At 33.8% G+C, this 21303-nt stretch carries 46 protein-coding genes; 42 read left to right on the forward strand and 4 right to left on the reverse strand.

Annotated features, from left to right (window positions below):
- Window positions 1-30: 30 nt before the first annotated feature.
- Window positions 31-228: a hypothetical protein gene (locus tag BGM27_RS08875; RefSeq protein WP_020954151.1), complete on the forward strand. Its 198-nt coding sequence runs from the start codon at window positions 31-33 to the stop codon at window positions 226-228.
- A complete protein-coding gene (locus BGM27_RS08880; protein ID WP_020954150.1) occupies window positions 228-410 on the forward strand; it encodes a hypothetical protein in 183 nt (60 codons plus the stop codon). The genes BGM27_RS08875 and BGM27_RS08880 overlap by 1 nt, the downstream gene beginning before the upstream one ends.
- A gap of 215 nt (window positions 411-625) precedes the next feature.
- On the opposite strand, the gene BGM27_RS08885 is transcribed toward BGM27_RS08880, so the two are convergent.
- Window positions 626-1720 (reverse strand): acyltransferase family protein, encoded by a 1095-nt coding sequence (locus BGM27_RS08885; protein ID WP_041482310.1) that lies wholly within the window; start codon window positions 1718-1720, stop codon window positions 626-628.
- A gap of 304 nt (window positions 1721-2024) precedes the next feature.
- Between BGM27_RS08885 and BGM27_RS08890 the strand changes: the two genes are divergently transcribed.
- The 11 genes from BGM27_RS08890 to BGM27_RS08940 all read left to right on the forward strand — a co-directional run bounded on the left by BGM27_RS08890 (window position 2025) and on the right by BGM27_RS08940 (window position 6656).
- Window positions 2025-2462 carry a hypothetical protein gene (locus tag BGM27_RS08890; RefSeq protein WP_020954149.1) on the forward strand — a complete coding sequence of 146 codons (438 nt, stop codon included), beginning with the start codon at window positions 2025-2027 and terminating at the stop codon, window positions 2460-2462.
- Between the two features lie 93 nt (window positions 2463-2555).
- Entirely contained in the window at window positions 2556-2759 is a 204-nt protein-coding gene (locus BGM27_RS08895) for a helix-turn-helix domain-containing protein (protein ID WP_014470137.1), read from the forward strand.
- 89 nt (window positions 2760-2848) lie between these two features.
- The gene (locus BGM27_RS08900) at window positions 2849-3070 is read left to right on the forward strand and encodes a hypothetical protein (protein WP_041482335.1); all 222 of its coding nucleotides are present in this window, start codon (window positions 2849-2851) and stop codon (window positions 3068-3070) included.
- 101 nt (window positions 3071-3171) lie between these two features.
- A complete protein-coding gene (locus BGM27_RS08905; protein WP_020954147.1) occupies window positions 3172-3486 on the forward strand; it encodes a hypothetical protein in 315 nt (104 codons plus the stop codon).
- Between the two features lie 59 nt (window positions 3487-3545).
- Window positions 3546-3935: a hypothetical protein gene (locus BGM27_RS08910; protein WP_020954146.1), complete on the forward strand. Its 390-nt coding sequence runs from the start codon at window positions 3546-3548 to the stop codon at window positions 3933-3935.
- A gap of 29 nt (window positions 3936-3964) precedes the next feature.
- Window positions 3965-4240, forward strand: a complete 276-nt coding sequence (locus tag BGM27_RS08915; RefSeq protein ID WP_020954145.1) for a hypothetical protein — start codon at window positions 3965-3967, stop codon at window positions 4238-4240.
- A 53-nt stretch (window positions 4241-4293) separates the two neighbouring features.
- Entirely contained in the window at window positions 4294-4611 is a 318-nt protein-coding gene (locus BGM27_RS08920; RefSeq protein WP_020954144.1) for a hypothetical protein, read from the forward strand.
- A gap of 12 nt (window positions 4612-4623) precedes the next feature.
- Window positions 4624-5097, forward strand: coding sequence for a hypothetical protein (locus tag BGM27_RS08925; protein WP_020954143.1), 474 nt, complete (start codon window positions 4624-4626; stop codon window positions 5095-5097).
- A 50-nt stretch (window positions 5098-5147) separates the two neighbouring features.
- Complete coding sequence (locus BGM27_RS08930; protein ID WP_020954142.1) at window positions 5148-5744, forward strand: hypothetical protein; 597 nt, start codon at window positions 5148-5150, stop codon at window positions 5742-5744.
- A 33-nt stretch (window positions 5745-5777) separates the two neighbouring features.
- Window positions 5778-6005, forward strand: coding sequence for a hypothetical protein (locus BGM27_RS08935; protein ID WP_020954141.1), 228 nt, complete (start codon window positions 5778-5780; stop codon window positions 6003-6005).
- A gap of 426 nt (window positions 6006-6431) precedes the next feature.
- Complete coding sequence (locus BGM27_RS08940) at window positions 6432-6656, forward strand: hypothetical protein (RefSeq protein WP_020954140.1); 225 nt, start codon at window positions 6432-6434, stop codon at window positions 6654-6656.
- Window positions 6657-6670: 14 nt separating this feature from the next.
- On the opposite strand, the gene BGM27_RS08945 is transcribed toward BGM27_RS08940, so the two are convergent.
- Window positions 6671-6853: a DUF8096 family protein gene (locus BGM27_RS08945; protein ID WP_041482308.1), complete on the reverse strand. Its 183-nt coding sequence runs from the start codon at window positions 6851-6853 to the stop codon at window positions 6671-6673.
- Between the two features lie 70 nt (window positions 6854-6923).
- Here BGM27_RS08945 and BGM27_RS08950 point away from each other — a divergent pair, with 70 nt between their 5' ends.
- From BGM27_RS08950 to BGM27_RS09010, 13 genes are all read left to right on the forward strand, one after another.
- Window positions 6924-7175: a hypothetical protein gene (locus tag BGM27_RS08950; RefSeq protein WP_020954139.1), complete on the forward strand. Its 252-nt coding sequence runs from the start codon at window positions 6924-6926 to the stop codon at window positions 7173-7175.
- Between the two features lie 2 nt (window positions 7176-7177).
- A complete protein-coding gene (locus tag BGM27_RS08955) occupies window positions 7178-7393 on the forward strand; it encodes a hypothetical protein (protein ID WP_020954138.1) in 216 nt (71 codons plus the stop codon).
- An 11-nt stretch (window positions 7394-7404) separates the two neighbouring features.
- Window positions 7405-7536 (forward strand): hypothetical protein, encoded by a 132-nt coding sequence (locus BGM27_RS08960; protein WP_014417905.1) that lies wholly within the window; start codon window positions 7405-7407, stop codon window positions 7534-7536.
- A 146-nt stretch (window positions 7537-7682) separates the two neighbouring features.
- Window positions 7683-9080, forward strand: a complete 1398-nt coding sequence (locus tag BGM27_RS08965) for an ApeA N-terminal domain 1-containing protein (RefSeq protein ID WP_020954137.1) — start codon at window positions 7683-7685, stop codon at window positions 9078-9080.
- A gap of 165 nt (window positions 9081-9245) precedes the next feature.
- Window positions 9246-10394 carry an AimR family lysis-lysogeny pheromone receptor gene (locus BGM27_RS08970; RefSeq protein ID WP_020954136.1) on the forward strand — a complete coding sequence of 383 codons (1149 nt, stop codon included), beginning with the start codon at window positions 9246-9248 and terminating at the stop codon, window positions 10392-10394.
- Window positions 10395-10415: 21 nt separating this feature from the next.
- The gene (locus BGM27_RS08975) at window positions 10416-10556 is read left to right on the forward strand and encodes a lysogeny pheromone AimP family peptide (protein ID WP_108490789.1); all 141 of its coding nucleotides are present in this window, start codon (window positions 10416-10418) and stop codon (window positions 10554-10556) included.
- 121 nt (window positions 10557-10677) lie between these two features.
- The gene (locus BGM27_RS08980; protein ID WP_020954135.1) at window positions 10678-10833 is read left to right on the forward strand and encodes a hypothetical protein; all 156 of its coding nucleotides are present in this window, start codon (window positions 10678-10680) and stop codon (window positions 10831-10833) included.
- Between the two features lie 149 nt (window positions 10834-10982).
- Complete coding sequence (locus tag BGM27_RS08985; protein WP_014472000.1) at window positions 10983-11195, forward strand: hypothetical protein; 213 nt, start codon at window positions 10983-10985, stop codon at window positions 11193-11195.
- A 14-nt stretch (window positions 11196-11209) separates the two neighbouring features.
- Window positions 11210-11440, forward strand: a complete 231-nt coding sequence (locus BGM27_RS08990; RefSeq protein ID WP_014471999.1) for a hypothetical protein — start codon at window positions 11210-11212, stop codon at window positions 11438-11440.
- A gap of 38 nt (window positions 11441-11478) precedes the next feature.
- On the forward strand, window positions 11479-11643 hold the full coding sequence (locus BGM27_RS08995; protein ID WP_020954133.1) for a hypothetical protein: 165 nt from the start codon (window positions 11479-11481) through the stop codon (window positions 11641-11643).
- Window positions 11644-11652: 9 nt separating this feature from the next.
- On the forward strand, window positions 11653-12711 hold the full coding sequence (locus BGM27_RS09000) for a tyrosine-type recombinase/integrase (protein ID WP_020954132.1): 1059 nt from the start codon (window positions 11653-11655) through the stop codon (window positions 12709-12711).
- Between the two features lie 76 nt (window positions 12712-12787).
- Complete coding sequence (locus tag BGM27_RS09005; protein WP_020954131.1) at window positions 12788-14137, forward strand: DNA sulfur modification protein DndB; 1350 nt, start codon at window positions 12788-12790, stop codon at window positions 14135-14137.
- 20 nt (window positions 14138-14157) lie between these two features.
- Window positions 14158-15141: a phage lytic cycle repressor MrpR family protein gene (locus BGM27_RS09010; RefSeq protein WP_020954130.1), complete on the forward strand. Its 984-nt coding sequence runs from the start codon at window positions 14158-14160 to the stop codon at window positions 15139-15141.
- A 220-nt stretch (window positions 15142-15361) separates the two neighbouring features.
- Here the strand turns inward: BGM27_RS09010 and BGM27_RS09015 are convergent, their stop codons facing one another.
- A complete protein-coding gene (locus BGM27_RS09015; RefSeq protein WP_021493552.1) occupies window positions 15362-15583 on the reverse strand; it encodes a helix-turn-helix domain-containing protein in 222 nt (73 codons plus the stop codon).
- A gap of 165 nt (window positions 15584-15748) precedes the next feature.
- Between BGM27_RS09015 and BGM27_RS09020 the strand changes: the two genes are divergently transcribed.
- The 15 genes from BGM27_RS09020 to BGM27_RS09090 all read left to right on the forward strand — a co-directional run bounded on the left by BGM27_RS09020 (window position 15749) and on the right by BGM27_RS09090 (window position 20526).
- Window positions 15749-16048: a hypothetical protein gene (locus BGM27_RS09020; protein WP_020954129.1), complete on the forward strand. Its 300-nt coding sequence runs from the start codon at window positions 15749-15751 to the stop codon at window positions 16046-16048.
- 74 nt (window positions 16049-16122) lie between these two features.
- The gene (locus tag BGM27_RS09025) at window positions 16123-16368 is read left to right on the forward strand and encodes a hypothetical protein (protein WP_020954128.1); all 246 of its coding nucleotides are present in this window, start codon (window positions 16123-16125) and stop codon (window positions 16366-16368) included.
- Window positions 16369-16476: 108 nt separating this feature from the next.
- Window positions 16477-16701 (forward strand): hypothetical protein, encoded by a 225-nt coding sequence (locus BGM27_RS09030; protein ID WP_020954127.1) that lies wholly within the window; start codon window positions 16477-16479, stop codon window positions 16699-16701.
- A gap of 32 nt (window positions 16702-16733) precedes the next feature.
- Window positions 16734-16961 (forward strand): hypothetical protein, encoded by a 228-nt coding sequence (locus BGM27_RS09035; protein ID WP_157870241.1) that lies wholly within the window; start codon window positions 16734-16736, stop codon window positions 16959-16961.
- Window positions 16958-17149: a hypothetical protein gene (locus tag BGM27_RS09040; protein WP_020954126.1), complete on the forward strand. Its 192-nt coding sequence runs from the start codon at window positions 16958-16960 to the stop codon at window positions 17147-17149. The genes BGM27_RS09035 and BGM27_RS09040 overlap by 4 nt, the downstream gene beginning before the upstream one ends.
- A complete protein-coding gene (locus BGM27_RS09045; protein ID WP_020954125.1) occupies window positions 17146-17451 on the forward strand; it encodes a hypothetical protein in 306 nt (101 codons plus the stop codon). The genes BGM27_RS09040 and BGM27_RS09045 overlap by 4 nt, the downstream gene beginning before the upstream one ends.
- Complete coding sequence (locus BGM27_RS09050) at window positions 17448-17786, forward strand: hypothetical protein (protein WP_020954124.1); 339 nt, start codon at window positions 17448-17450, stop codon at window positions 17784-17786. Before BGM27_RS09045 ends, BGM27_RS09050 begins: the two co-directional genes overlap by 4 nt.
- A 6-nt stretch (window positions 17787-17792) precedes the next feature.
- Window positions 17793-18200, forward strand: a complete 408-nt coding sequence (locus tag BGM27_RS09055) for a hypothetical protein (protein ID WP_020954123.1) — start codon at window positions 17793-17795, stop codon at window positions 18198-18200.
- 101 nt (window positions 18201-18301) lie between these two features.
- Complete coding sequence (locus BGM27_RS09060; RefSeq protein ID WP_020954122.1) at window positions 18302-18559, forward strand: hypothetical protein; 258 nt, start codon at window positions 18302-18304, stop codon at window positions 18557-18559.
- A 130-nt stretch (window positions 18560-18689) separates the two neighbouring features.
- Window positions 18690-18926, forward strand: a complete 237-nt coding sequence (locus tag BGM27_RS09065) for a hypothetical protein (RefSeq protein WP_020954121.1) — start codon at window positions 18690-18692, stop codon at window positions 18924-18926.
- Between the two features lie 30 nt (window positions 18927-18956).
- Window positions 18957-19259 carry a hypothetical protein gene (locus BGM27_RS09070; RefSeq protein WP_020954120.1) on the forward strand — a complete coding sequence of 101 codons (303 nt, stop codon included), beginning with the start codon at window positions 18957-18959 and terminating at the stop codon, window positions 19257-19259.
- 44 nt (window positions 19260-19303) lie between these two features.
- Window positions 19304-19498, forward strand: coding sequence for a hypothetical protein (locus BGM27_RS09075; RefSeq protein WP_020954119.1), 195 nt, complete (start codon window positions 19304-19306; stop codon window positions 19496-19498).
- A 32-nt stretch (window positions 19499-19530) separates the two neighbouring features.
- Window positions 19531-19923, forward strand: coding sequence for a hypothetical protein (locus BGM27_RS09080; protein WP_020954118.1), 393 nt, complete (start codon window positions 19531-19533; stop codon window positions 19921-19923).
- Window positions 19924-19954: 31 nt separating this feature from the next.
- On the forward strand, window positions 19955-20137 hold the full coding sequence (locus tag BGM27_RS09085; protein WP_020954117.1) for a hypothetical protein: 183 nt from the start codon (window positions 19955-19957) through the stop codon (window positions 20135-20137).
- A gap of 158 nt (window positions 20138-20295) precedes the next feature.
- Complete coding sequence (locus BGM27_RS09090) at window positions 20296-20526, forward strand: hypothetical protein (protein ID WP_157870239.1); 231 nt, start codon at window positions 20296-20298, stop codon at window positions 20524-20526.
- A gap of 13 nt (window positions 20527-20539) precedes the next feature.
- Here BGM27_RS09090 and BGM27_RS09095 read toward each other — a convergent pair whose 3' ends face one another.
- Window positions 20540-20914 (reverse strand): YoqO family protein, encoded by a 375-nt coding sequence (locus BGM27_RS09095; RefSeq protein ID WP_020954115.1) that lies wholly within the window; start codon window positions 20912-20914, stop codon window positions 20540-20542.
- 115 nt (window positions 20915-21029) lie between these two features.
- Between BGM27_RS09095 and BGM27_RS09100 the strand changes: the two genes are divergently transcribed.
- On the forward strand, window positions 21030-21194 hold the full coding sequence (locus BGM27_RS09100; protein WP_020954114.1) for a hypothetical protein: 165 nt from the start codon (window positions 21030-21032) through the stop codon (window positions 21192-21194).
- The last annotated feature ends 109 nt before the right edge of the window (window positions 21195-21303 follow it).

Raw genomic sequence — 21303 nt, forward strand, 5'->3', positions numbered from 1 at the left:
AAAACATGTATTTAAAGAAAGGTGATTAACATGAAGAGATGGATTAAATTTGACTACGATGATGGAGCGGAAGTTTCTTATAAGATAAACAACCCTGATCCCAATGGAGAGATTACTATTGATTTTAAGGTGAAACAGTCAGAAGAAGATGTTAAAGAGTTTCAGCTATACGATGATGAATTAGAGCAAGTATACAATCAATTACAAGAAATGAAAAAAGGGTTGTAATGGGATATAGCAAAGATTTTGCAATCAATCTTGCAAATGAGAGAGCAAACAAACTTGGGTTTAAGCATTATGTCATTCATAATCCTAAAGATTATAGAGAAATTTTTAATAATACAGGCTTTGTTGTGGCACAGACGGTAAAAGAAAATGAAAAGTCATCTATTGTTTACGAAACAGAATGAAAAGGGGAGATAAAATGGATGAGCTGCTAATCAAGTGTGAAGAATGCGGGTATAAATGGAATGGCGATGACTTTGATGAAGACTGTCCATCATGTGAAAGCGAAAATATCAAAGTTATTGGATGAAACGTTAGTATTCCAAAGCCTATTTTAAATAAAAACACCATTTCATGCTAAACAGGATTCGGGCTGCCTACATAAGAACAGCCCTTGCAGTTAGCTCGCAATCCTTGTTTTAACCGGTTTGTTTTTCTTGATATTACGTAATTTAAGAGCGGGTTTTTCCACTATTCTGTACGAAAGAAATGCGGATGCAGCAGTAACAGCAATTAGGGCTATGATCAGCGGGTAATCAGACAATGTTTTATTAATTCCAGTGTATAAGAAGATGTTGATGATCACCATGTGCCATATAAAAATTCCCATACTGATATCGTCTAACCGGTTCAGCTGCCACAATATCTTCGGCCCATTGTAACCAAACCAGACGAGTGCATAGCTCAGAGGTACGAACCATAAAAAGCTCCATAATGTGCTGTTTATTGAACTAAGATGCATGGGGTCTGCCTTAATGAGTAAAAATAAAATTACCGAAGATAAAAATAAAACAATATGCTGCGGCGGTGACTTTCTCCATGCCTTTGCCCAGAAGATGCCCAAAGTGAAATAAAACATCTGTGGCAGGAAAGAATGTAAGTACAGGTTACCGATCAAACTGTCAGGCGAGTGCTTCAATGTTATAAAAGAAACCAACACACTGAAAGCGGAAACAGCAAAAGAGAAAAGAATCATTTTTTGGAATCCGAAACGTTTATAAAACCAATAAATTGCGGGTAACACCAGGTAAAAGCTAATCTGAACAGGAATTGTCCAAAGTGAATCGTTAAGGCGACCTGTGCCAATGTGATGGAATATGTCAGGGAAGTATTGAGGGTATAGCACAAGATTGCTCAGAAGCCATATCCAGTACTCTTTAGTAGTGAATACTGTTAATGAAAGAGCTCCCAGAACAATTAACAGGATGGTGGAGACGATAGCATAGGTGTATATAGCGGGTGCGATTCTGATGATTCTGCTCCAATAAAAATCAGTTACATTATTCCCTTTAAGCTTAGATCTTTCATAGGAAGTGAAAAGAAAAAATGCACTTAGAAAAAAGAAGATTGATATGCCGGTGTGAAATATTGCTTTGCTCTCTGGGGTATAACCAAAGACAGAAATATTTAGATCTCTTGTAGCATGACCAATCAACACACAAAGAGCAGCAAACAGCCTGATAACAAAGAAACAGTTAGAATGTTTTACGTTCATTAAAAGAACCTCTTTCCTATACCATATGGCGAATAAGCAGTAAGGTTGCCTATAAGCAGTGATGATTATATCATAAAAATGGAAGAATTGTTCTTAAAAATGAACTAAAATAAATATTTTTGTTCTCAATAAGGTGTATTTGTGTGATATAGGGAGGTATAAATACTTATAAATACATGTAGATATTCATAGATACGTGTATATCTAGCTATATCATAGAGAATATAGGAAAATCGAGAAGCTTCTGCCTGTTCTTTCACCTTTATTTCAAATATAGTATAATTTTGGAAAAGGGGGAGAGGAAATGAAAAAGCTAATCTTTTTGGTTGTGATTTGCATTGGTTTTATATTGAGTTTTAACACACCAAGTGCTGAGGCGAAGCTTACATTAGACTACAAAAACGTGAATTTTCACATGAGTGAGGATTCAGAGAGTTTTTCAATGGCAGATTATTTTGATCGGAACTATTATCGCACTTGGCTCTTCTACAAATTCACAATTAGCAATGCTGAGGGGTGTACTCTAAATATGAAAATCAGTAGGATAACTCTTGCTGGCTGGGTATTCCCACGTAGTGAAAAGCAGTTTGTAGGGAACTATGCCGACTATACTGCTGCAGATCGAGTAGAGGGAGATGCAAATCGTAATCATGTGTTAGAGATTACAAAGAATCCAGGATGCGGAGATGTGTGGATTAAAGGTATTTATGGATTTGAACATGAAGATTCATTTGATTGGTAAGCTTAATACATAGTCAAGGTATATCCTTGACCTTTTTTATGGATATAATGATAATTTAAAGTGATCATACATAATGAATGCGAGGTAGTAATATTGATTAAATCAAATTTAAAGCCAATATTAGACGAAAGGAATATCAGTATTCGAAAGCTGTCCAATGATATTGACCATGGTTTTAACACAGTTAGAAAGCTGTATCATGACGAAATGGAGCGGTACCCAAGGGATCTGTTGGATAAAGTCTGTACATATTTAGACATTGAGTTGCATGAGCTGTTGATTTACAAAAAAGATTAAAAAGATATTGATCACTTTAAGTGATCATGGTATATTAAAGTTACAAGTTAAGGAAACATTAAAAAACAATGGAAAAGAGAGTGGAGAGATTGAATAATTTAGAACAACATTTAAAAGAGCAAACGGATACCTTTCTAGCAGATTGCTTTAATGAATTAAAACAGTGGCGGGAATCAGGTGTCCTAGAGCAGGGAAAGGTTAGAAATTTACATGATACTTTTAATACGAATATCACTCAACTACATATGATTAGTGAAGTAATATACAGGGAGTTAGCATCAAGATTCGTTGAAAGAGTAAAGCAAAACTAGGGCAGAACTAAGTGGGAATTGTAGCCTGCAATGTATACATGAAGGATAATTGCAGGCTTTTTTTATAAAATCGTACTTTCATAGGGAAAAGAGGAAAAGAAATGTTGCCAACTTCTTTAAAAGCAAAAGTTCAGCGAATTTTATTAAAAGGCAACTTTAAAAAATCTGAGAGCTCTAAAAGCAGAGTAAAAGGACTAAGCAATATTTCAGCGGGTTTCACTTTTGAGAAGATGTTTGACGACGGTTACTGCCTCTATTATACATGCGGTAATATGGCTTTCCGGGGAATGCCCAACGAAAAAAAGGATAATCAAACAGAAAAAATGTATCACTTCTTATTGGATCAGGGTCTTCAAAAAAATATTGAATTGACAGAGTTTAGAAATCAAAAAGCAATCTTGTTGAAAGTGGAATAATTGCGAGACACTTTGAGGAACAGCATAAAATTGCACTTTACAACAAAGGGAGAGATAAAATGAGAGAGGAAATTCAAGTGTTACTTGAAGAAATTGAAGAATTAGAAATGGCTTTAAGTAAGTCCGATAACAATACTGTTTCTGTGGTTCTTCAAGAGGCAATTGATAAAAGACGCAATGAAATTGGCGAATTAAAGCCAAATGGGTACGTCATAGCAGACGTAGTCCTTAAAGACGGTACCGAGTTAAAACGGTGCTTAGTTTTTACTGTAACAGATCGAATGGGGTCACAAGCTGTAACTGAATTAGTTGAAGCAAGAGAAATCTTCGAAAAAGATAAAGCGGTTTATTTGCAACAGGAATATGAGGATGGAAACTTTGCAGGGGATATAGGAGTACACGAAATAGCAACATACAACCTTGAATATGAAAATGGTGTTAATGAATAAAAAATCTTTAACCTAGATAGAGGTGCAATATGCAACTAATCAATGACACAATTATTCTAACTAGAGAAATGAAGGATATTTTAGGTGATGTGGTGGAATATGCATACATAAAAAAGCCTTCCTGGTCAAGTAAGCAAGATTTTGAAGAAGTCTACTCAGAGATGTTGGGACAAAAGGCAAGAATAGAGCCCGTTGATTCCTACCCGATTTTCGTTAAACTAACAAACAGCAAAACATTTACACTTTGGTCATCTGAGTGGGGCGGAATAATATCTGAAACGGAAAAAGGATACTTAAACGAGTAAAGCAATTAAGTTAAAATCATTCTTTCATCTTAATAAATGAAGGAGAGTACATAATGTATAAGTTCATATCAGAGTTAAATTTAGACGACTCGACAATTCATAAAATGGAGATATCTAAAAGCTTTAAATATATTGGTGGTTTTTATATGTATAATCCCCGCCAAAATGAAATTCAACTCCCAGAAGGAGAATCATCTTCGCTCAGTGATTTAGCCCATTTAAGTTTTAATTCTTATGACTGTGAAAACCAAATGATTGCGGATATGAAAAGGGAATTCACTGAAGAAAAGCTATTAAATATTTTTAATTCTAAGTGCCCAGAAACAGCTTTTAATGACGCTGCTTCAAGAATCATTGAAAAATATAATTAAGGTGGGTTTTAATTGGCTAGTGATAAAGAATGGGTTAAAATAAGCGAACTTTCTGAAGAAGAAAAACAAAGCTTGACTGCCGGTACTGAAGTTTTGCTGCATGATAATTATTATAATGGGTCATCAGATAAAGCTGCCTTGATAAGAAAAAAAGGTTCTCAAGGAAAACTAGAAGGCCAGTATTACGAATTGACCGGCCAAATGGTTAGAATTCTTTTCGGAAGCAGAAGCTTAAAAGTCCCTTCTTCTTTATTATCTGTTCCAGTTACAATCGACAGGAAACAGGAAGTCGAACTAAATCTTTCACCAGTCCAAATTGTTAAAGTTGTGAAGTCATTAGAACTGTTACTAGACTTAGACAAGGAAGAATTTAAGTTTAATCGAGATGAGATTGCCCTATTATTGGGGCAGCTAAGTGAAAATCTAGATAGTAATGGTATTGATCCTGACAGAGTACTGAACGAGCTGTTCTCAAGGATTGATTAAGTTGTAATGAAACCAGTCTTTCATCCAAATATAAAAATGGAAGTGATTGATTGCAATTATTAATAGGAATCATTAGTAACAAGATATTTATAATATTGGCACTTTTGTTATTTTGCCTTTACATCAAGAACAAATATCCTTTCTTTGTATTACGTCTAATTGTTAATATTTTAATATATTTATTTGAAGCATACTTGGGTTCTTTAATTGTAATGAAAATTTTAGGATATGTAGCCGATGGAACTGTCTTTTCTTCTACGAGAGATATGATTTTTTCTTACACTGCTTATCAATTGATTTTGTTTTTTTCTTTAAAAATTTACGATTCATTAATTGAAGATGCCTTAGTTTCAATAAAAACATCCCTATATAAAATTGAAAACTACATTACTTATAATCAGACAATTCCTTCTGAATATTTGCAATTCCTTGAAAAAATTGCTCAAAATAAAGGGGTTGATTATAAAAAAGAGCACAGAGAATTGTTAAAGAATATAGTTGAGTTAACAAGAAAATACAATTCGTCAGAAATGAAAACAGATGATATTAGAATGAGGTTGCGATCTTACATCATTAATATAGAGCATGATTTGAGCATGTTGAAATTTTCCTGGTCGGGATCATTGTTTTTAAGAATAGTAAAATGATAAAACTGCGATTTTAAAAGGAGAGGATGACTTATGGCAGCTAAAATGATAACTGTATGGTACAAATACGATGATAAAGTCAACGAAGCCAAGCTAAATCATATTGAAGAGGGATGGGTGAACGGTGAATATCCAAAACCTATATATCCATCATACACAAATCAAGAAGCATGGAAGAAAAGTGATTGGGAGAGGAAACATGCTTATTTAGATGAACAATATCGAGTATTGAGCGTTCCACCGGCGAATTGGATTAAATAATGAGATAAGAATAACTTATAAGTTGAAATAGGCTTGAAGACTATGTATTCAACAAGAGATTGAGATACATAAAGGCACTATCATCTGAGGTTTAAATCATGAATTTAATAATGTTCACGGCAAGTATAAGGGCAGATGTTCCAAAGAAGATATATCCATAGCTCTTTTGTTTCTTTGAAAGCAATTCCAACCCGACTATGATAAAAAGAACTGCAACTAATACCTGAAGAGAAATCAACAGGATTCCACTTTGATTAAACAGGGAATACACGGCTAGTAGTAATGCCATAAAAGAAATGAAAATTTTTGAAGCCTTTAACATGAAAACACATCCTTAAGCAATTTGATTAACCTTAACACGTTACAGACTTTTTTTGGAGAGGCGTATGTATTAAGAACAAAGAAGTATTTTGGAGGGGAGTATACATGATAAAGGTTTACACAATAGGTCATGAAATACCAGAAAAGATTAAGCCCTGCATAACTGAATGGAATTATTGGTCTTGGATTGTTGCTGCAAATAGTGAAAAGGGCAATAAAAGTGCAAAGCGGCTTATTGAAAAGATTGAATCGGATCCAGACAAAATTGCGGAATATAAAACTGAAGACGGAATTGAAGTATATGTAAGCTACATGATTCCAGTGAAATAAAAAAGAGCATCAAACTAAATGCTCTTCTTCATACCACACCTACGACACTCGCGCAAAAATACACCACTTTTCACTGAACTCTTGAATAAAGCGTAATCACAGTTGTCACAGCGACCATATTTAACATCGGGATACTCCTTATAATCATATACAATTGTTACATCGTACCCGTTAGTCTCAAAATCTTTCTCTTCCATTAAATTTCACCTACACAAAGTATTTAACACTACTATAATACCAGACGATGTATATGAGGAGGGTTTTATTTTGATTGGATTTTCATATTTCTTAATACTCTGGCTTGGTGTCGGCTTCCTGACGGGATTTAAAGCCTTATTCGTTGACCAAGTTTACGATGAGGAATTTAAACAGGAACTGATTGATTCATGTTCACCAGGAATGCAACAAAACATGGCAGAGTTGTTTTTTAAGAGTAAAATAAACATCATGGTGTTTTACGTTTTAAGTGGATTGCTGCCTGTTGGAATAAAAATTGTTGGTCTGCTGAAGAGGGATTAGATATGCCGGTTATCGATAACTTTTTTGTTATTCAATTTGAAAATGATGATTACTTCAAGTCATTTAAATTAGATGGCAGTGGTTATATAGCATCTATGGGGCTTCATGGCGCTTCTAAGTTCACTACAATGTCAGAAGCTTTAGTGATCTCAAACGAGCTACATACAGAGTTTAAAGTCACTTCTGCCATAAGACAAATTGAAGTTATTACTAGGTGAGGAGTGTACAGGTGTACTGGATTGAATGGATTGAGGATGGAGAGAAGAAAAGCATTGTTGCTGACGGTTGGGTTGAATGGGCCGCGATCCTAGAAGACCTTTATCAGCAGCGATTTGAGTATGTTGAATGGAAACGGCTTTAAATAAAAGAGTGAGGTCATGAAATAATCAATTAATTGAAAGAGAGAAACAATTGGAGTTTTGTTTACGACTTAAGTGAGTGATTTAAAGAAAAAAGCACCCCTTTGATTAGTTTTAATAAAACCATTGATGACAAAAAGGAGTTTTTATGAAAAACATAGTAAATAAGGATATTTTTGATGTTTTTACTGTACAAGGGTATTGGTGGATTGATAAAGATAAAGAAAACCAAGTTCCAGGTACATTAATATATAAACCAGAAGAAATTACATTAGAGATAATGGGTGCATTAGTTAATGACTTTATTGATATTGGTGACACCCCAAAAGTTATCAATGGAATATCAGTAGATGGCGAATTGTATAAGCTAGATGTTCTTGCAGCAGGAAATTCAAACTTCAGATCACCTGGAATACCCACTTCAGTTTATGAAATTAGGAGTTTTTTAGTAGGAGATTACACTAAGGTATTCCCAGAAAAATTTGACTCCGCCGAGTTTTCAACTGGTAATTTAACAGAATGGATGGGTTTGAATGCCTTCACACAAGTGTTTGACTCTAAGGGTAAAAAACATGAAATACATTATGACAGAATAAATATAAACAGGGTTACGGTCAAAGATTTTATAGTACAAGAAACTAGTGAGGTAAAGATTAAGAATCAGAAATCTGGACAGTGTATATCTATGGAGCATGTTAGTGGATTCAAAATAATCCCATCAGAAAGGAAAGATTTGAATTGGTTTCATGAGAATGTGAATCATCAGGTTAGACTCGTAAACCTTCTTATGAACAACATTAACTACGATATAAATATTACATTAAACGTGAAAGAAAACAAAAGACAATTGAAATATAAATACTTTCAACATCACAGAGAAGTCCTTAGACAGAAGAATGCAAATTTCTTGTTTGATTACAATAAGGTTAGAACAAATTATGAAACATTGTTAAATAACTGGTTTCAAGAAAGAGAAAAGCTGAGCACAATAGTTAGTTTATTTATGAATAGTAAAGATCAGAAAGAGTTTGTGGAAACCAAATTCATTAAAAATATTCAGTGTTTAGAGATATTTCACAGAAGATATTGCTCCAGTTCAGAATTTAACCAAGAACTAATATTTGAAACTGAGAAAGTAAGAGAGTTTATTGATTCTAATGTTTCAGACGACAATAAGTCGTTTTTCTTAAATAAGTTAAAGCATATAAATGAAGTTAATCTAATGAAGCGACTAAAGGAGTTATTTAATCAACAATCAACAGATACAAAAAACTTCCTTTCGGGTAATAGTAAAAATAGAGACAGTTTTATTTTTGGTCTTGTTGAGACTAGAAACTATCTTACTCACTATGACTTAACAAACAAAACTAAGGTTTTCCATCAAGCAGTTGAGAAATATTACGCTTCCTTAAGAATGAATGGTCTATTAACATTTTTGATCCTAAAAAAAATAGGGCTGGATGAAGAAATTATTTTAAATAGTATGAAAGAAAACAGGAATTTAAACCAAAATTTTTCACACGCGAAAAAAATTCTGGATAAATAAAAGCCGGGGGAGATGCTCCCCTTTTAAATAAAATACGAATTTTAAACAGATACGGATCCTTCAAAAAAGAATTAGAATAAAAATAAAATAAATACTTGTAATTCTGACAACTCTAATGTATATTATAAACAAGGGAACATTAGTTGGGAAGGGGTGGAGTAACCAATGAATCTAAAGCAGATGATTAAGAATGAATGTGAAAAAGACAACCAGCTCGCAGCGAAACTCTCAAAAATAGCAGGGTACGAAAAGGTTAACGGCTTTTACAAATTCATCAACACCCCAGAGAAAGAAATGGACAACTTAGGCGGTTTAATTAATATTGTTAAAAGCTTGTTTCCTGATAATGAGGAGCAGCTTCTAAGTGATTACTTCTTATCACTGGATCCCAACAAAAAATGTGCCAGACAATCTGTTGAATACTCAGATATTAATCAATGGGATACGTTAACAGACAAGATAGTGTCGAGGCTATCTAGTTCAAAAAACCTAGCAAGTCAAGAATGGGGCAATACATACAGTATACATAGAAGATTGAGCGAAAGTAAGATAAGTTTAACTGATGCAATAAGAGCAACCGGAAAGTGCAAAACAGATGAAATGTTGTTTTTCTCAAATGCTATGCTGATGTATGAGTATTTGAAGGTAGGCGAGTTTGGATTGATGAAAAGCACATTGTCACTTCTCAATTTCAACGACTTACCCGAAGGCTTTGTGAAAGATTGCTATATGAATAGAATTTCATTATTAAATGCAAATATTTATTTGAATGATAATGAAATTGAAAAATCTAGGTATTATTCAGAACAAGTTATTCAAAATTCAAATATAAATCGCCTAAAAGTATTTGGGCATTTAACATATGGGAACACATTAATTTTTGAAAGCTACTCTAAAGCCAAAGAGCAGTATCTTAAAGGATTGGAATTTGCGCGTGATAATGAACATCATAAATATAAGCTGCGATTAGCTCTTTGCTTTTTAAGTAACGTATGGAACAAGGATAATAAATGGCTTGACTTCGACACTGATAATATCCCTGATAAGATTGAGGTAGCATATTACTATACTAATAATAAGGAATTTAATAAAGCAGAGAAAGTAATAAATGAGCTTGAAAATATGAAATTATACGAATATGATTCTGGGATTCTAGATTACATTAAGGGGATTCTATACCAAAATAAGAATTATTTTTATGAAAGCACTGCAAAGTTGAAAAAATCTGGTGATAAATTATTTATCAATCTTCCATTAGCGGAGCTAAGGAAAATGGGCTGTGACGAAAAATTACTTGAATTAATCATGGTCTAAAATTGAAGGGGGGTGAATTAAATGAAAAATATTATTCTTGGAATAGTAATCTTGTTAGCAATGGCTGTTGGATTTGTTGCCGGACAACAATCAATTGAGACAGCATCGGTAGACCATGTAGACCAGCCTGTAAAAGTTGCATCACCAAGCCGCGGGGCTTAACTTCAAAGATGATACATAACTTGGCTAGACGTTTGATCCACTGGATCAGGCGTCTTTTCTAATTTTAAGAGAATGTTCCAGAAATTCATAATATAAAAAACAAGAACATGGGGGAATTAAAATGAAAAAGCATTTCGGACAAGTACTTTCTTATGAGGATATGGCTAAGGGATACATGGAAATGGGAGATATTAATTTAGAAATTTCCCAGGAAGATAATCATCTTGAAAATGAAGCAGAAATGGTAAGATCAAAATATAAAGCAAAGGTATCCTAATGAAGATTAAAGACAAATCAGCAGACATTTTAACACATACATAGGGGATGTGTTATTTGTCTTGAATAAAAATAAAATAAATCATTGCATATTATTATGGTAACATATATAATGAAGTTACAAGATGAACGTTGTTGGGAGATGAAACAATGGAAACTACCAGTGCCACTCAAAAAGAAGAGTTGAAGATTACATCATTAAGACAATATCAATACATAAAACAACTAAAGAACTTCACACGAGTCAATCTCCACCTAGAGGATCCAGATGTGTTTACACCTAATAATGTAACTACAATGAGAAAAAATCATAAAGAATACAACCTCATTAAAGAACAAAAGAATTCTATAAAATGCATTTAAGGAGTAAAAATAAAATGAATAATAAATATTATACAGAAGAAAACAAGGCTAAAGTTTGGAAAAAGCATATGATCGTTTTGAAGTTTCTAGAGCAGCCTGAGATAGCAGTTGCTTATAATGAGTTCTTACGAAGAGAAGCGACAAGTGATGAATGGGTTGGGTTCGAAGAGGAGTTGTATGAGGAACTGACGGGGATGCCAATTATAAACGTCTGCAAGGATGAGAGGGTAAATGTCCTAAACTGAATTTTATTATAGAATAAAAATAAATTAGGTGTGATAAAATGAATACGGGCATCTTAATTAACGCTCTTAAAGAATACGACATGTTAAAGCAAATGGAAATCTGTAACGCCAATATAATGCTGCTGAGTAATATTCAAGGTGAAACTGAATGGATTGTTGCGTGGAAAGAATTTGATCAATACTTAATGAAAAAAATGATATGAGGTGTCATTATGGAAGCTCAAAAGAAAGCGTCAACACTAAGGGATTATTCAATATACAACAACATAAATAGGTGGTTTGATGAATTAGATTTAAGAAACAGGGATCGAGAAACTGGAGAAATTGAAAAGTCTAATACTAGAGCCACGTATGAGAGGCATATAAGAGAGTTTTTCAACCACTATGCTGCCAAGGATATTGAATATTTAACTGAGAGTGACCTGGCGATTAAGAAGAGTGACCTGTATGATTATCGAACCCATTTGGCTAAAAATAAAAGTAACTCCAATTCAACAATTAACAATAAGATTGCCGCACTGAAAAGTATGATTAAGTACCTTGAATCTGAACATGAGTGTGATTCATCTGTATTTAATTTTAGACCTCTTCCAACAGAAAAGAACCCAGCAGGGTCTTTTGAAGGAATATCGGAAGCTGATGAGTTTGCTGAGGCAGCTTATGTTACTGAGCGTCAGAACAGATTAATGAAAAAGATGTTTATTTTGTTTAGTGCACGTACTGGTGGGCGTAAATCAGAGGTGCTTAGAGTTGGGTGGGATGATATTACTTATTCAGAAAAGCACCAATGCTATCTCGTCACCTTTAAAAAAACTAAGCAAAAAAAGGCTAGGCCAGTTGGGATTTCCACTGCTTTTTATGAAGAGTTGTTGCTGTTAAAGCAAGAGTATGGGGAACATGAGCTTTTATTTCATAAGTTAACAGTTGATTCAATACAGGATATGTGGAATCGCGTATGTAGAGTTATGGGCATTCCCAAAGAAAGAAAGATAACTCCGCATAGTTTACGCAATACTGCAACAAACTTTTCTTACAGCGTTAATGGTGATATTAAAAAAGTGGCAGCGTTCTCTGGCCACAGTAATATCAATACTTTAAATGACCATTATTTAGTCAATGAAAGGGATTATTCTCAAGATCCAGGGGTTTTGGTTGATCAAAAAGAAGACATGTCCTTTTTAGAAGATGTTACTTTAGAGCAATATAAAGAATTCTTTTTAAAATCAGACATGTATATACAGAATAAACTTAAAATGTTTTTGAACAAGTGATACAAATAATCATATAAAAGCTTTACTTGCTTATGAAAATAATGATAAATTTAATATGATTATGTGAGGTGATAATGTGTCTGAAGTTTTGTTGACAACGGATAAACTTTATAAGTTAAAAACTGAAATAGAGGAAAATCTTAATGATATTAAAAATGATCCCAATATGGTGAAGGAATTAAAAGCCACAATGGCGGACAAATACAAGGCACTCCCTGGTTATATCCAAGAAATTTTAAATAATAATGATAACAACGTACAACGTTTAAACGAAAAAGAAGTGTACATTGTTTCAAAAGAGATGTATTCAATTCTTGGGGCGCAAGCTTTAGATCCGTCAAATTATTTTCCAACCAGATTGGCAAAAGAGCTTGAAGGTGGGAGAGTATTCGCCGGTGAAGAAGTAGTTAAGCTTCCATACAAGTTTAAAAATGTGATTAAAATTAAAGAGGATAACTATGTCACTTCCATTACTGCCAAAGAACTGAGTGAGTTATATAATAGCTCCATCCTGCAGTACAATTACAACACTCAGCGTGAAGGAAAGTACATTAAGGGTAGCCTTATTCCTGTACCTAAAACAAACCCTAAATCAGTTGATGAGATCAAAGAATTGTTTATTAAAGGCGATTTAATTGTATCAATGTTAACTTTTAACGCTCGTCTTGGAACATCTGATGGTGATGAAGAAGTTGAATATGATCCAAGCGACCAATCCCTCACTGTAACACGAGGAACCTTATTAGATGCTCTTGATGGATATCATCGAATTTCAGGTATTGTTAAGGCCATTGCTGAAGTCCCTGAATTAGATCAACCATTCATTTTAAATGTGCTCAATTACGATGAAGAAAAGGCTAAGGTTCACTTTGCTCAAATGAATACCATAAACCCAGTTGAAAAATCCAGAATTGAAGAATTGGGACAAAAACGGTATTCTTCAACCGTTGTCGAGCAGCTGAAATTTAAAAGTGAACTTAAAAATAAAATAAGCCCACAAAGTGAAATTGGTATCGATAGCAATTTTCTTGTGACATATTATACTTTATCAGAAGCTATAGACGATGCATTTGAGTTGAAATCTCGAAAAGATGCGTTGAAAATTGCGAAATACCTGGTAGACTTTTTCGATAACCTTTTTTATGCCTTCCCAGATGAATTTCTTGAAGATGATTTATCGTCCATTAGAAAGCAATCATACATTAATCATAACGTAATGTTTTACGGTTATGTTTATTTGGCCAAGAAGATGAAGGAAAACAATGTAGAACTAAACAAGCTTGAAAATATCCTTAATACGATTGACTTTAGTAAAAGCGGAAGAGTGTTTGAAGAATTAGGAAGACAAAATAATGAAAATCAACTAAAGAATGTTATGAAGAAGAAACTTAAGCGAATATTTTATGATGAAATTGCTGTTGTTTAAAGCCTAAAGGAGAATTTAATATGAGTGAAATGTATAATGCTGAATTGAAGGAAAAGTTTTTAGAGAAATACGAAAGTGAAGCAACAAGAAACCATTATTGGCTAAGGCTAAGGGATTTCTCAGCTACAGAAAAAATACTTCAAAAAGACATATTTAATTTTTCTTTGGAAGAGCTGCGTACGTTATTTTTAGATTTAGATAGCAAATCTATAGATTCACTAAGAGGAGCAAGAGCTGTAATTGGACAATACACAACCTGGGCAATGGAAAATGGCTTGGCAAACAGTAACATCAACAAAGTGTATCAGATACAGGATGGGGACTTAAAGCAGTTTATAGATAAAAACAAAAAAACACTATTCACCAATAAAGAAGTAGAAGAATATGTTGATTTTATGGTTAATGATCAGGATAAAGCGATGATACAGGCTATTTATGAAGGCATAGATGGTTATCAGCATTCAGAGTTACTGAATTTAACAGGTGACGATTTACTTGATGATAACAAGGTAAAGCTTGTAGATGATAAACACGGTGTAAGAATAATTACTGTAAGCGACAAATGTTATGAGTTGCTTAAGCGCGCTAATGATCAAACAACATATCATCTTAGCAATGGTTCGCCAGAGAGTGGACTTAAAAACAAATTTGCTACATTAGTTAAAAGCGAAAATATTTTTAGGTTAAAATATAAGAGTTCTAATCAGAGTATGAAAGCTGACAAATTTTTAATTCACCGTTCTTTTAGTCAGTTTCAAAAATTTTTAGAAGAACCCTTCTTTTCACCTAAGAATCTTATCAACTCAGGAAAGCTCAACATGGCGTATGAGATATACAAAGAGAAGGGTGAATTAAAAGTACCTGATTATAAGAAAATAACTCGACAATATGGATTCCTGAATGAAGACGCGGAGTTTAATTCACAATCACTGAGGAAAGTAGTGAATATGGAGAACTTAGAAAAATATTGTATCAAGTCTGAAGTAATTGAGACTAATTCTTAATCCCTGTTACAGGGATTAACTTTACATAACTTTTAGAGTAAAAATAAAAACAATGTGAATTAACTCGTGATATTTTTAAAAAAATATCAGGATTTTGTTCATATTTTTCAGAATTCGACAAAGTTAGACAGAGACAAATTTGTACATATGCAGTAAAATAGTTCTATACACTAAAAAGGGTACAAGGAGGTTCGCTAGGTCAAACTCCCTAGCGATTAAGTCAATGTTTGATTTTCCATTCATAGAGGTCTTCAATCGAACAGTTTAGGGCAATTGCAATGATTCTCGCTGTTTTTATATTCATAGAAGGTCTAACGCCATTAGCGTAATCACTTAACCTTTGCTTACTGATGCCTGTTAGGTTCGAAAGTTGCCCTAGGGACATTCCTCTACGTTCAAGGAGAATGGATATCAAACATTGTCCGATTTCAACCTCAAGCATCGGACAACCTCCTGATATAGTATTGCTTATCATACTATATCAATTCTTTCCAAGTTTTTAAATGAAAGAAAAAAGATTTGCCACTAACTAGGTAAAAGGTTATAATTAAGTCAACAAAAAAGGGAACGTAGGTTCGGTTAATTACTACCAGAGAGAGGGAAACGTATGTCAGAAAAGGATTATTTCATTCAAGGGGAGCTGTGCATACCTTTTTTCGGCAGAATAAAAGCCAAGAATGAAGAGGAAGCACTTTTGTTCGCATATCAATCAATTAAAAAGAAATTGAGAAATAAAACAGGAAAAATGGGGTTTCTTCAAAAAGATCATGAAAAATATGAGGCACTATTTGATGTAGATATTATGTGTACAGAGGATGCTGAATTAACAACCTCTTATGCCGAAGAAATAGACGATTCGTTTGAAAATGAGGATTATAAATCTTCACAATTGTTATCATCGAAGTAAAAATACATACACATCTTGTCAGTCATCATGAGACATAAAAAATTGGTGACTTTTTAGTCAGACTGGAGCATACAATGGATTTTAATCTTGAAATTGACTTGAAAGACATTATGAGATCAGTTTCCATGAGTGTTGGTTCTAAGAACATCCAAAGTGGAGAGTACTACATAGACATTATTTTTAAAAACAATGGGGATTGTTTGAGGATTAGAATGGATCATGCTTCAGTTTTAGAATTTAGAGACAAAATAAATGAAACTCTTTGGAAACTAGACGGCATGAAGACGTTTATGAAGACAGCAGCTTTACAGTATGAGTAAAGCTGATTTTTTTGAAATTTTTAAGAGTAAAAATAAAATAATTGTTTACAACATTTGGTTGGGGTTATATAATCGAATTAGAATAAGGAAAGGAGATAGCTTTAATTATTGATTAATGAACAAATTAACGATCAAATAAGAACTATGGTTTTAAGGAAATATGAAAAGCTCTTAGCATCATGCGAAAGATCTTTGCGCAGCATAGAGAATAATGAAATCAGAATGGCAATAGGAGACCTGGACTTTGTTAAAGACAATTTAGAGGAAATACAATACATACTTCGTGATGTTGTGAATCAGCATGAATATATTAAGGATAAAAATAAAATGTAAGTTTTATTGAGTTTTGAAACGAGGGAGGAATAATGATGCAAAATGGATTTAAAAAATTCAAAGTTGGATTTAGAGGTGGAATTGAACTCGAGTTTACCAATGAGGATATAGTAGCTATTGAAGAGCAACCTGGTGGCCAAACGCGCCTCACTCTTATTAACGGTTATCGAATGGTATTCAGTAACCCCGTAAACAAGTTGAAAGAAATTTTTCAATGGAGTGATAAAAATCTTATAAAAGCAAAGGAGGGTTCAGAATGACGTGGATAGATTTAGTGAGGAATTACTTTCCCGATGCCAATGATAAGCAGTGTGATTTTATATTGTGGGAAAAAACTGCTTTCCCTTTAGCTTCTGTGGAAACTATTGAAAATCAGTTACAGGAATACCAAACAAACATTTTTGCAGATAGAAGGAGTAATCGGGTTATTAAGGAGGTTATGGAGTGAACAAAATCACAATTAAAACAAGCGATAAGGTTGAAGTCACAAAAGCACAGGCACGAGCAATTGAGGAAGGTAAGAATTTTTATTTAAGAATGGCTGATAATGACCCTCAGAGAGTGAACGACTTAACAAATGGGGACAAAAAAGAATTTGCGCGCCTTCAATTTGTAGGGAAACAATTTGTCATCAATAATGGTGACGTCGAACCGTGGACTGGATTGTTTGAACCACTGAATAGTATGTATGCTGATGATCTGAATCAGGCAATTTTAAAAGGTTATATAGTGAAGGAGGGTGCGGAATGAGCGAATTTCACTTACACAAATATCCCGTGACTTCGGTTGAAGGTAATGAGTATGCCGTAAGTATTTACAGTGATAGATACTCAAAAGGCTTTGTCAGGGTCTCTTTATATAAAAAGGTACGCGGTTTATTCGGGAAAGAAAAGTTTAAGTGTCTCACAGCAGAAGGGGGGTCAGCACCTAGTTATTTCGAGGCAAAGTGGGATTACAATTACATAGAGATGGCAATCAATGAAGTCATTACATACGAAAATTCCGTTCAGGAGCAAATTAATCATGAAAATAAACAAAAGGCTGCTATAGAGAAATTTGAAGCGTGGAGTGGCCAGGAGGTGTAACTGTTATTGGAGGTTAATGTGAAAACAAACCAAAGAGAAAAATTCATTGCAAATGGTATTCCCTATGATGAGCTTGATACACAAATGATCAATTTAATTGATATTTTAAATTTCAAGATTGGATTAAAAACACGCCACTGTTGTTTTGGGCATAAACCATACGAAGAAATTCAAGTGATGTTTGAAGAAGAAGTGAATTTAAAAGAAGATCAAATTCTGAAATTAGCAGAATTAGCGGGAAGAGAGTGGAAAGGTCTTCAGTTAAGCTTTAGCAAATGGGCGAGGTTTTCACCGTTGATGTTTAATTGGTCATTGGTGCTATCGAAAAGATTCAGAAATCCGGAAGATCCAAATAAATACCGTTACCTTAGATCAATTGAAGAATTCTTTGAAAGCTATGCTACAAAGAAGTGAATAAAAGATGCATTTTAAAGTATCTCAAGGGGGAGTAATGAAATTGGGAAAAGAATGATTTGAAAAAAGCGCTTGAATACAAATTAACGGGAGGTAAAACGATGAAAATTATTAACGTTTACGGAGACGGAGATTACGCAGCGTTGTTTATTGAGGATGAGTATGGGATTGAACGTGCCTATAAAGAAGCGGTTGCAAACGGCGGAAAAGTAAGCATTGAAGGGGACGATTATCAACCGGTTTACGTTGAGGTTCTGGAATTTGGGGCTGTTGACGAAAAATTTATCGCTTATATTCGAGATAAGCAAGATTACGACATGGCTAAGGAAAGCAACTTTTTCGTTATTGATGAGTCGTAATAAGCTCGACAGACTAAAACATTGGTCAGACAATGATGATAGGTACGGTAATATGCTATTCAGTGATACCTATGGATTTAAAGGTCAACACTATATATTTAGCAAAATTTTTTGATAGGGAGGGAACTGTATGGAAACAAAACACGGTTTAAGTCAAGGGCGCTTAAATAGAGCAAAAGAGTACTCTCGAAATCTTGCTGAGAGAATCGCGAAAATTGAGATGATGTTCCAACTTTCTGTAAGTAACATTATAGATGGAAAAAAGGCAGAGGATTTCATTGAACTTAACATTAAGGAGATTGATCAGGATTGGGAATATTTCAAAAGCTATATTAAACAGAGGGATGATATGAGGAAATTAGATTAAAAGTAAAATTTTAATGGAAAGAGGAGCTATATGAGAAGATATCAAACACAGGAACAAGTTGCATTAAACTTCTTGCTTTCAGAGGCCAAAGAAGAGCTTAGATTATGTGAAGAAAGAATCGAGTACCATGCAAAACATAGAGATTATGTTCACATGAGGATGGAGAAAGAAATTGAAGCAAAGGCAAATGCGAAAATTGAAAAATTATCTTCGTTGCTTGGGATGGAAAGAGAGTCTTGGTCATACTCACCTTCTCTTTTACAAATTGGAATAGTGAACACTAGGGGAGAATCTGTAATTCAAGAAGAGCATTTTTCTGAAGAAATTGAATAAAATTGAGCTTTAATAAGAATTCAACAAAAAAAGGAGAGTTTTCAGTGAACGTAAAGTTACAAGGTTACTTTAAAGAATTAGACACAAATCTAAAGGAATTAGGGATGTCCGATTCATCAGTTGAATTTGCACTGCACATTAGGAGTAAATTCAATAAGGTCATTTATAGCTTAAATGAAATAAAAAACTATTTAGGCGAGGAAGAAATGGCCTGCACATCAGATAAATATTTTCAATAAAAAGACTGTTTTAAAGAGAGGGAGATGTATTAATGGGGATGTATACAGAATTGGTATGTGCTTTTGAACTTATTAAGGAAACACCAAGTTGCATAATTGAAATTTTAGAGTTTATGACTGGTCAACGAGATGAACAACCAAATGAGCTTCCAGAGCATAAGCTGTTTCTTGAAGGGAACAGGTGGCGATTCATGCTTCAATCTGATAGTTATTATTTTGATGGCAAAACCCACAGTGAAATTGTAAGGGATACTCTAGTAGATGGGTATTATGCAACAATTAGATGCAATCTAAAAAACTATAATAATGAAATTGAGAATTTTATTGATTGGATTTCACCATTTATCTATAAAACAGATGAGAATTACTTTATTGGCTATAAACGATATGAAGAGGATAAAGAGCCAGAGTTGGTATTTGTTTAAAAGGATTATTTCAATGAAATGAGGTGGGAATTTGAGTGAGAACTATAAAGATCCGAGACAAGTTGCGCTTGAGCTTGTAAAGAAAGCAAGTGATCAGATTCGCTATACCAATGATGATGAATTTACATTTGAAGTGGTTGATAAATTGGAGGAGATTGAGGATATGCTTAAGAAAGATATTGATAAAGAAAAGAAGAATTCATTGAAAAATTAGTTGAAAGGATGTCGTTAGCATAGGATACATCAAATACATAATTGATACAGCCTGGTTTAACTTAGTTTGGTTTAAGTGGCATCTTGGAGCGGATATAAGCATATCTGATGGCTGTGGATGGAATACATATAAATTCTTAAAGAGTAAAAATAAAATAAATGGAGGTTATAAGGGTGATAAAGAGGAATCTGCTTAGCAATCACGTTGATGAGATTATTGGTGAATATTACGCTGCTAAAGGATATTCAGTCCATAGCATTGATCACCAGGAAAATGGACAACTGATTGTTGTTACGGAACGAGTAGCAAATGAGAAGGAAACGGAAAAAGTTGATATCGCATTTGATTTTGTACATAGAAGACCACATAAGAAGAAGTATTTAGCTTAAAAAAGGCAAAGAGTCAAAGCTCTTTACCATCAGGTGTTTTCCTTAACCGGTTCGCAATGTACTTCATTACGTTTACCGCAATCGACACTAATGCAATAATCAATGCTATTTCAAATAAGAGGATGTATCCAAAATTCACATTAAGCTTTTCAAAGTAATCGCTGGTAATAGAGAGGATTTTATAAATCCCTAGCATAAAAGCAATAAAGGAAACTCCTAAAATTACAAGTGACTTTTTAGAATAATCTTTAGCGTGTTCAAAATTATAAATCATTATTGATACAAATAACAAACCCGTAGCAATCCTGTGGGATAACGAATCATCGGCCGAAAATGATTGCACTACTATGCTGATGATTAATCCAGTAATACCGATTGTTTTATTCAAGGAATCACCCACTCGTATGTAAGTTAGGTATGAGTTTACCAATTAAAGGGGATTTTCTCAAGGTGATCCACATTAAAGTTAAATTAAAATGCTTTCTCAAGAAAGGGGTGGAAACATGCTTGGTTATCAGAAAGGGAAGCGAGTAAGGTGGCATGAAGATGGAGAGATGGGAATTATATTGTGGACGACAAATCAAGGTTCTGTAGGCGTTGAATGGGACTCTGGTGAATACGGTGAATATAATTATGAAGTCGATGAGTTATTAATGTTAGTAGATTAATATGTTTTCCGAAAGTTAAACGAAAAAAGTTCATTAAAGAAAGGGTTTAAACAATGATTAAAACAAGGATATTCCAAGATGAATATTGCAATGGTGAATGGGTTGAAAT

It is taken from the genome of Bacillus sp. FJAT-27001 (assembly GCF_019039175.1).
GTDB classification, from domain to species: domain Bacteria; phylum Bacillota; class Bacilli; order Bacillales; family Bacillaceae; genus Bacillus; species Bacillus velezensis.